The 7286-nt window shown below is 37.3% G+C and carries 5 protein-coding genes; 3 read left to right on the top strand and 2 right to left on the bottom strand.

The features are described 5' to 3' along the window. Positions 1-1164: RDD family protein (locus F6K54_RS36670; RefSeq protein ID WP_293088828.1), on the bottom strand; the 1164-nt coding region annotated here is incomplete at its 3' end. A 460-nt stretch (positions 1165-1624) separates the two neighbouring features. Continuing rightward, positions 1625-1963 carry a hypothetical protein gene (locus tag F6K54_RS36675; protein ID WP_293088829.1) on the bottom strand — a complete coding sequence of 113 codons (339 nt, stop codon included), beginning with the start codon at positions 1961-1963 and terminating at the stop codon, positions 1625-1627. Between the two features lie 647 nt (positions 1964-2610). On the opposite strand from F6K54_RS36675, the gene F6K54_RS36680 reads away from it, so the two are divergent. The 3 genes from F6K54_RS36680 (at position 2611) to F6K54_RS36690 (ending at position 6994) form a co-directional block, all read left to right on the top strand. Further along, positions 2611-4425, top strand: coding sequence for a fatty acyl-AMP ligase (locus tag F6K54_RS36680; RefSeq protein WP_293088831.1), 1815 nt, complete (start codon positions 2611-2613; stop codon positions 4423-4425). Between the two features lie 402 nt (positions 4426-4827). Next, entirely contained in the window at positions 4828-6630 is a 1803-nt protein-coding gene (locus tag F6K54_RS36685) for an acyl-CoA dehydrogenase (RefSeq protein ID WP_293088832.1), read from the top strand. Then, positions 6602-6994 carry an acyl carrier protein gene (locus F6K54_RS36690; RefSeq protein WP_293088834.1) on the top strand — a complete coding sequence of 131 codons (393 nt, stop codon included), beginning with the start codon at positions 6602-6604 and terminating at the stop codon, positions 6992-6994. Before F6K54_RS36685 ends, F6K54_RS36690 begins: the two co-directional genes overlap by 29 nt. Positions 6995-7286 lie beyond the last annotated feature (292 nt).

A 7286-nucleotide genomic window follows, 5' to 3' on the forward strand; every position in this document is an offset into this window, starting at 1 on the left:
TCTCAGAGAATCTAGATCGTTTTTGAGGGCTTGATTTAAGTGACGTAGTTCCGGTATTACTGTTGGTCCAGCACTAACTAAAGATTGTTGAATTCCATCAAGTATACTTGGTTCATTTTCTTGCCCTAACAAATCTACTAACAATGGTATAGCACGAGGATCTTTCGTAGAACCCAAAGCTAAAACCGCCACTCGTCGTTGTTGAGGTTTAGCCGAAGTCAGAGACAACTTATTCACAAGAGCCAGAAACATATCATTATCTTGTTGTTTAAACTCCCGCCAATTTGCTTGATTTTGAACATAAACGTGAGTGCCAAAAATTGTCCCCAAAATCGAGACCATACCTAAAGCAGTTATCATCAGTAAAGTCATACCTGGATTTTTTCGCATCCAAGGCCAAAGATGAAAACCTTCTGATTTTTTGTGAGTAGTAACAATTGCTGCTGAGGAAGCTTGTGTCTGAAAATCGATAAAATTAAAAGGATTAGAATCTAATTGGCCAGAACGGGTATCTACAACAAAAGTGTTTCCTAATCGATCATGTCCCGTGCGACGTAGCTTATTGAAACGAACAAAATAAATATCACCCAGTAATGCTAATCCTGATAATCCTAAGAGAATAGCTAAAGAAGGAAATGCTCCAGTTAGATACCAAACCAAGTAGGCAATCCCTATAGGTAGTCCCCATTTCCCAAAGCCTTCACGGACTAAGGTTTTTCTCAAGCCTGGAGAAGTTCCTAAAGCTGTCACAACTCTGATTTCAAACCAACGCTTAGGCAATGTTTGACCTGTTCTAGCTAACAAAAATAACTGCCAACCTACAATTGTGACAGGAGCAAATAATGCTATCGACCAAAATAAATTAGCCAGAGGCGTTACTTTCTGATAACGGTTTCGTAAAGGAATTCCTAAAGTATTGGCAATTACTTCTGTGGTTGTTGCTACTACTGGGTTAAGAGGAACAGATTTGGTGCCTATATTACCCAAGTGACCAAGACAAACTGGAACTATTCCACTAAGCACAACCAGGGATACTTCTGTAGTCCAAGCACCACATCTACGGACCCAGATAGGTAATTGCTTGGATTTTGGCTGCCACGATGCCTCTGGGTTATTACTATTATTGATATCTGAGATATCTGAACCAAAAGTTGGGCTTGTCATATTGATGTGCTTACCTTAGAATTTGACAGTTGAAAGCCATCAGGCTTCAGCCGATGGATGGAAACAAGTTGAAGATTTTAGATCTCCTGTATCCCAAAATATGAGATGAGAATTGGGGTAATTAGTTGATCGTATTGCTCTCAGAGCCAGGAGTCAGGAGAAAGGAAGGATGAGAGTGGGAATTATCTGGAGATATTCTGGCATTTTATATCTGCATTGAATGGAAATAGAAAGTGTGATAACTGTATAACCAGATTTCAGATGACACTTTCTTTAATGCTTTAACACTTTCTTTAACACTAGGTGCATTACTAGAATTAATCTAATTGAGCAAATTTTACTTCGATTAAGATTACTACTAAGCCTAGTACTCATCTTGAAATTATATATTTTTTAATGTGTTAATTTATCTATATTTTTGATTTATTTTTTATTAAAAAACAATAACTATAATCATAATCTATTTCTGTTTTTTGCTTTCATTTTCACCTGTTTCAGCATAATTAGGTAAGAATAAAAATTTATATCCTATATAGATCGTTCCTCCAAATACAGCTATTGTAATTAACAAAGAAACCAAACTAATAATAGCCTCTAATATCTTGATTATGAATAGAGGAATAACGATTAAACTTATAATTTTTGCCCATTGAGGAAGTTCTTGAAACCACTTTAAAATTTGGGAATAAAAACCTTGAAGTGATTGGAAAATATTAGATAGAGAGTTCCGTAAACTTGATACATATGCCTCGTCTACTTCAGAATTTTTTTGGAAGTTATTATTGTTGTAATGATTCATCGGAAAAAAGTTTTACTTTCACTCATCAAATTATAGATAATATTTGCTAAGAAATAATTATAAATTCTCAACAAAGTCGAGAGCGTTATCTAAAATCTAAAATATAGAGATGATTGACCAAGTCTTGCTTTTGCCGTATTACTTTTTTTAGTATTAAAAATTGACCGACAGAATATAAAGTTAGGATAAAATTCTCTGCAAACTTATCCAACTTACTTAAAGATTCTGTAAAGAAGCAACCGAAAAGTTGCCATCGTTAATCAACTTATGCCAGAATAAAACAAATTGGATAAGGGTATAGTAAAAAAAATTACCCTCTCATATTTGAAAAGCAACTTGTTGTAGCGCTTTCTCAAGCTTTGAGGCTTAAGCAAAACAAGTAAATGTTACTAAAGTTACATTCTAATAGGTGGTGTTCATCAAAATCTAGGAGGCCCAAAGAATTTTAAATGTCCGCATTGCGGTCATTCAATGCCGAGAGATGGGATTGTTTAGTACAAAAAGGCGGTGGGTCTCATCGTCTCTGTCTGCGGAGGGTTAAGTGATTACACTCCCTATGAAACAGAAAGCCCTATCCGTGAGGTTGGGAAGCCTACATCATAATCTTTGATTTGATGTAGGAGAACGTCACTACTTCTCCTATTCTAATGAGTGAGACAGTGAAATATTCTACCTTAATAGACCTACTTCAAACTTTATCAGCAGAACAACCAGAAAAGTTAGCATACACTTTTTTGGTTGACGGTAAAAAAGAAGGGGAAAACTTTACTTATGCTTCACTAGAGCATCGAGTACGAGCTATTGCAGCATTTTTACAGAAAAATGAAGTCAAAGGAGAGCGAGGCTTACTACTCTACCCACAAGGACTAGAAGCAATAGCAGCGTTCTGCGCTTGTCTATACTCTGGAGTCATCGCAATTCCAGTACCTCCTCCAGAAGCAGGTCGTCTCAAACGAACCTTGCCTAGACTCAGAGCAATAGTTCAAGATGCCCAAGCTTCCATAGTTCTGACAACAGCCACAATTATTTCCCTTGTAGAAGAAGTGGCTGATGAATTTCCTGAGTTCGAGACGATGCGATGGATAGATACCGAGTCTGTTGATTTAGAAATAGCTCAGGAATGGAAAGATCCGGGTATTACTGGCGATACACTGGCATATTTGCAGTATACCTCTGGTTCTACTTCTACTCCAAAAGGGGTAATGCTGACCCACAAAAATTTGATTCACCACTTAGGCTATTTACAGAGAGCTTGTGGATACACGCCAGAAAGTAAAACTATTACCTGGATGCCTTTCTTTCACGATTATGGGTTAGTTGAAGGAATGATGGAGCCTCTATACAACGGAACTCCATGCTACATAATGTCCCCATTCTCATTTGTGAAGCAACCCCTGAGATGGCTGCAAGCTATGTCTAATTATAAAGCAACCCATTCTCAAGCACCTAACTTTGCTTATGACCTTTGTGTTCGACGAGTTAAGCCAAAACAACTATCTACTTTAGACCTGAGTAATTGGGAAGCAGCAGGTAATGCGGCGGAACCTATTAACCCAAAGGTTATGGAGAGTTTCTACGGAACTTTCTTAGCTTGTGGTTTTCGTTGGAGTGCTTTTGCTCCGTGTTATGGACTGGCAGAAGATACTTTGCTGGTTTCAGCTAAACCTAAACTCACAGAACCGATACTTTGCACTATAGATGCAACAGCTCTAGTAGAAAAAAATAAAATTGTAAAAGTTTCTCCCGATGCAACAGGGGTAAGAGCTTATCCATCTTGTGGTCGCTTGGTTTGTGAAACTCAGGTGGCTATTGTTAATCCAGAAACTTTGGCAAAATGTGCTACTGATGAGGTTGGGGAGATTTGGGTATCAGACCCCAGTGTCGCTCAAGGTTATTGGGAACGTCCGGAAGCTACTAAAGAAACATTCCAAGGTTACATCAAAGATAGTGGAGAAGGTCCATTCTTGCGGACTGGAGACCTGGGATTTATGAAAGATGGGGAGTTGTATATTACAGGTCGGATTAAAGATCTAATTATTATCCGAGGTACAAATCACTATCCCCAAGATATTGAGTGGACGGTACAACAGGTTCATCCGGCACTTCGTCCAGATTATGGTGCTGCTTTTTCAGTGGAAGTTAGGGGTGATGAACATTTAGTTATTGTTCAAGAGGTAGAACGTCGTACTCAAGATTTGGATACGGAGAAAGTTATCAATGATATCCGCCAAGCTGTTTCAGAAGACCATGAATTACAAGCTTATGCTGTAATTTTGGCTAAACCAGGAAATATTCTCAAGACTGCTAGTGGCAAGATTCAACGTCGTGCTTGTCGTTCTAATTTTATGGCCGGAACCCTGGACGTGATATCTGACTGGAGTGAAAATCCTCAACTAACCTCCAAGTATCGAAAGTTACAAGAAGAAGTTGAGTCATTAGCATCCCAAATGAAAAATAGCTAGTGCCGCTACGCGGAAGTCAAAAGTTAAAAGTCAAAAGTATTGGTTGTTCATTACATTAATTGATAATGGATAATTGATAACTACCTCTGATTAAAACCGTTACGGAATTGAATATAAGGAAATATCCTAGCACTTTTTTTCCCCTTAAAAGGGGAGGCTTTAAACCAGAATTATTTAATTATTAATTATTAATTATTAATTATTAATTATTCGGTAAGGCTTTTAGGATTTTGTAACTGGTGAGTTACAGCATATTTCGGGGAAATGAGGTACAGGGTAAATAGTGAAAATATTGTAGTGAGGCAATCTAGCCATCTTCGGATTGTACCTGATAAAAATGGGAAGTGCTGTATTTCCGCCATCCTGCACTAGAAATTTAACTGAAAAATTAGGAGATTTAGTATGGATAAACTCAAGCAATATTGGGTAGCTGAAGAGTTAGAGCGTGCTCTTGGCGATCCAGAAAATCCAGACAGTACAATGTCTTTCAAGAGAGTAATTGAAATTGATGAGAGTGAGGAATTTCCACATGAGGAAATTGAATGGCTCTATAATTGGAAGCTACAACATCACTATATTCCTGTTAATTGTGGGGGAGAGTTTACTTCTTTTGAAGAGTTTGTGGCCTTCGTTAGAGTTTTATGCAGGCGCGACCAAACAATAGGAATTGCTTTTACTACTATGTTTTGGTCTTTTATTACCTGGATGGCAGGTACAGAGGAACAAAAGCAGAAGTTAGCAACTTATATAAAAGATGAACACGGGACAATGTGCCTTGGTTACTCAGAGAAGGAACATGGTGCTGACCTCATTGGTGGAGATTTGACTGCAACAAAAGTTCCTGGAGGTTATCTACTGAATGGAGAAAAGTGGCCGATAAATCGTGCAACTATTTCTGGAGTATCTTATATATTAGCAAAGACTGACCAAAAAGATGGAGGAGCTAGGGGTCTGTCTTTGTTTATGGTAGAAAAAAATCGAATAAACCCAGATAATTACTATAATTTACCAAAAATTCTTACTCATGGAATTCGTGCTTCTGATATGAGTGGGATAGGTTTTAAGGATTGTTTTGTTCCCGAAGATATGTTGATTAAGGGAGAAGGAGCAGGTCTAGAAGTAGCTCTTAAAGGGTTTCAAATTACTCGAACTTTGTGTGCAGCTTTTTCTCATGGAGCAGCAGATACAGCTTTAAGAACTACACTAAAATTTGCGATTAATCGGGTCATTTACAATAAAACAGTTTTTGACATTCCTCAACCTAGAAAAATTCTGGTAGATGCTTTTTTAGACCTCTTAATTTGTGATTGTGAAACTATTGGAGCAGCAAGAGGATTTCATGTTATTCCCCAACAATTTAGTGTTTGGGCAGCAGTGGTGAAATATTTTGTTACTGTTCAGTTAGAAACAATGATTAATAATATTTCATCAGTGTTAGGTTCTCGGTTTTATATGCGGGAAGAACATGACTGGGGAATATTCCAAAAAGTGCTGAGAGATAATTCAATTATTAGTGTATTTGATGGAAGTACAACTGTTAATTTGCATTCTCTAATTTTACAGTTTCGTCAGTTAACTAAACAACGTTCTCGACGGAATTATGCTAAAATGGAAGCAATGAAATCTCGTCTAGAAATAATCTTTTCCTTGGAGAAACAACCGCCTACTTTTGAACCAGAAAAACTGGAAATTGTAGGACGGGGTGCTGATGATGCTTTACAAGGATTGGAAATTGCGTTAGAACAGTTAAAAGATTTAAAAACTGATAATTTAAACACTAAAGTTTTAGAGCAAATTACTACACTGACTGAGTGTGTTATTGAAGAAGTAAACGCTCATGACGAACAAATTGCTAATTCAGCGTTTGAGTTTGGTCACGACCAGTCACCAGAATTATTTGAAATAGCGAAAAATTACTGTGCTTTACACGCTGCTGCTGCGTGTGTGCATATGTGGATTTATAACCGCGAAATACTAGGTGAGTTTTTTGCAGGTGGTGAGTGGTTGGTACTGTGTTTAAATCGTTTATTGCAACCTTTTGGGCATTCACAAAAAGTAGAGCAATTATATTGGGAAAAAGTTACTCAAGAAATGCTCAAACTTTATGACGAAAATAAAGTATTTTCTATTGTTCCTTTTCAACTAGCACAAACTCAAAAACAGGAGAATAAAACCAATGCAAGTTCAGAACTCCAGCACGCTTAATACTGAAGCAAAAACAGAAGATTCCCCTTTAGAAATCTTACAAAAGTGGATTGCTGAAAAGTTAGCAGAACAATTATCTGTTGACAAAAGTACCATCGAATTTACCGAGTCTTTAACTCGTTATGGTTTAGACTCAATTGATGCCGTAACTCTTGTTGGCGAGTTGGAAGATGAATTAGAGTTAGAGTTACCTTCTACTTTATTTTGGGATTATCCAACTATTGAAAAATCTGCTGAATATTTAGTTTCTGAGTTTGATATTTCTGAGGCATTAGAAAATCTGGAAAGCTCTGAAGAAACAACAGAAGAAGCGGAAAAAACTGCTGAAAAATCTGGTAAAGGTTGGGGTAGTTTCTGGAAATAAGTGGTTTATAACAGGAGGAGGCAGGAGGCAGAAGGCAGAAGGCAGAAGGCAGAAGGCATCCCCCCTTACACCCCTTTGAAAGCTATGCTTTATAAACATCTTTCTTAACATAAAACTTGACAAAAATATCATTTGATGTTTGGAAGTCTGAAAGCTCCTAGTGTAGTTGCGATCGCAACGACAAAAAACAACTTTTAGGAGTACACAAGTTAGTCAATTTGTCAAATCAGTAAAACCAACAAAATGCTCGTAAGCTTTTGATAATAGGCATTATCCACTTTTGTAAAGAATT

Source organism: Okeania sp. SIO3B5 (genome assembly GCF_010692555.1).
Classification (GTDB): domain Bacteria; phylum Cyanobacteriota; class Cyanobacteriia; order Cyanobacteriales; family Microcoleaceae; genus Okeania.

Excerpts from the sequence above, each read along its gene's own strand:
- F6K54_RS36675 (WP_293088829.1), bottom strand. The coding sequence starts at position 1,963 with ATGAATCATTACAACAATAATAACTTCCAAAAAAATTCTGAAGTAGAC.
- F6K54_RS36680 (WP_293088831.1), top strand. The coding sequence starts at position 2,611 with ATGAGTGAGACAGTGAAATATTCTACCTTAATAGACCTACTTCAAACT.
- F6K54_RS36685 (WP_293088832.1), top strand. The coding sequence starts at position 4,828 with ATGGATAAACTCAAGCAATATTGGGTAGCTGAAGAGTTAGAGCGTGCT.
- F6K54_RS36690 (WP_293088834.1), top strand. The coding sequence starts at position 6,602 with ATGCAAGTTCAGAACTCCAGCACGCTTAATACTGAAGCAAAAACAGAA.